The 2,207-nt window shown below is 30.7% G+C and carries 2 protein-coding genes; both read right to left on the bottom strand.

What is annotated here, in order from left to right; all coding sequences use genetic code 11:
* Positions 1-967: 967 nt before the first annotated feature.
* On the bottom strand, positions 968-1,714 hold the full coding sequence (locus CD30_RS18890; protein WP_036180695.1) for a hypothetical protein: 747 nt from the start codon (positions 1,712-1,714) through the stop codon (positions 968-970).
* Positions 1,707-2,141, bottom strand: coding sequence for a protein-export chaperone SecB (locus CD30_RS18885; protein WP_036180692.1), 435 nt, complete (start codon positions 2,139-2,141; stop codon positions 1,707-1,709). Before CD30_RS18885 ends, CD30_RS18890 begins: the two co-directional genes overlap by 8 nt.
* Between the last annotated feature and the right edge of the window lie 66 nt (positions 2,142-2,207).

Below are 2,207 nucleotides of genomic sequence, written 5' to 3'. Positions count from 1 at the left end.
TGTACAAATTCGTTGCACTAGTCTGCACTTTTATTATGCAATACACACCCCTTCTATTTAATAGATTCACTGCTATTATAAAAGAAAGTTAAGGCTAATTTTTCGTATCTAATCATCTTCACATATATAGTCTATGATAACAGTGAAGTCTTCTAGGCGTTCTCATATTATAAGTACAGCAAAATTATTCGTATGTCATTTTTGCAATTAACTTCAGAAAGCCTACTAATAAATGCCGTATTCATTTATTTCATTGTTTTGTTTTAACATTCACTTCTTTAAACGTCCCAAATTTATTGCCTTTGTTCATTTCAGATTCAGCAATCTTTTTTTAGACTTTAACAGGCCCCAACTTTGTTTTTGATTATCAGAGCTCATAGGGTTTGTCGTCAAATATAGGTTAGTTTTTTTAAAGTTTATTCCCATCCATCCAGATTTCTCCAATATCATTTTCTTTATAAGTATCTATTTTAATTATAACAACTCAAAAATATTTTTACTTTTTTAATTACAACTAAATGCCATCAAATGAAATCCAATGACGGAAGAAAAAGGCCAAAACCCTTATATATCAAGTTTTTTGACCTTAGATTATCTCCTGTGAAATGGTATGTATGGAGACGGCGGGAGTCGAACCCCAATCTCTATAAAGTGCTGTAATTGCAGTGTTTATAAGGGTTTTAGCTAGTATTAAAAATGTTTGACTACGCTTTTGACTACGTTTTAAATAAATTACGTTGTGTAGGCAAAGTGTTTTCTTAATTAAAAATGGAGTTTGAGCATCTCAAATTATTCAAAAGACGTTATTATAAATTTACTCATTAACCAATCCTCACATCCATATGTGCGGAGTAAATGTGGCAACACAAGAATACTGATGGGTTATTAATAGGCTAGGTAAATTTTTACCTAGCCTTTATTAGTTTTTATTTCAAATTTGTTCATTTAAAAGGTTAATTATTTAAAATTATGCGTACATTCCTTTGATAGATTCAATACCAAACGGCTTTACACTATTACTGAACATAGTAGAAAACTTAAAAGCTCGTTCTTTATGCGGCGAAGCTACATAGTAATTTCCAGAACCTTCGATAGCAGTTATTGTATCCTGTAAAACTTTAATATAGTTATCTTCTTTACACGAAAAATTTTTAGGAGTAACTTTGCATTCAAAAAATTCTCCATGTTTATTTTGAGGATTCCAGTAGGCAAAGTCTATTGTCAATCTACTATTACAATCTGAATTTCTCTTAAGTTGACATTGATAATCTACTGTTTCTATGTGTCCTTTCATGATTACTTTCACTTCTGCCCCCCAACCAAAAGAAGGATCATTATTGTTTATTATCTGACTTCCACCAAAGACACCTATTAAAACACCTTCAAATAGTAACCCTCTAAGTGAACAAAAGTCATCAAATGTCTCACATTTTAAGAATGCTTCCTCAACTACATCAGCTAAATCACTTTTACTCTTACTGTATGTATGGTCCCCAATAAATTTTTCCTTCCATTTAGATAACAATTCTTTATCTAATTCTTTTTCTTCAATATACCAGTTTTTAGAACTTGATATCATTAAGCAAAAATTGTCTAAATAGTCCTCTCTATCTTTGAAAAAATCTGCAACTTTTTTTACTGCTTCCTCGATGAACTCTTTTGGTCTATCTTTTCTATTAAAATATACTGAGCTAATAGCTGTTTGATTATTCATTTGTTGCGTTCACTTCCAAAGTATCTAACACATCAATAGTAGGTAGTAAAAAAATAGGAAGCTTCATTCTCATTAATGTATTACTAATACATTCCCTCGCATATGGTAATAGGAGAGGGACTATTTGATCATATGCATACTGTTCAAACTGTGCTTTACTAATATCCGAATTCATATTTCTACATAAACCTTTATATGTAAGATCTATCTTAAAAATATCATTTGGACCAATTAGCTCTACATTTAATATTAATTCTGCTTCATTATCTTTAACATTTAAAACATCTCGACCTAAAGAGAGTGATACTCCTCTACCATCTCCTAACTCCTCAGTTCTTTTTTCACAATCTAGTTTTAGCAGTTCTACATCTATAAATTGTACTGAATTTCTAATAAGTTTATAGTACTCTAACGTTTTGTTATTCATTTTGATATCTCCTTTATTAAATCGAGTAGGAGGCTAGCCATTAATTGGCTAGCCGACCTCTCACAC

Origin of the sequence: Ureibacillus massiliensis 4400831 = CIP 108448 = CCUG 49529 (assembly GCF_000772965.1) — a bacterium.
Taxonomy (GTDB): domain Bacteria; phylum Bacillota; class Bacilli; order Bacillales_A; family Planococcaceae; genus Ureibacillus; species Ureibacillus massiliensis.
This window is presented reverse-complemented; position numbering and strand designations above follow the sequence as displayed.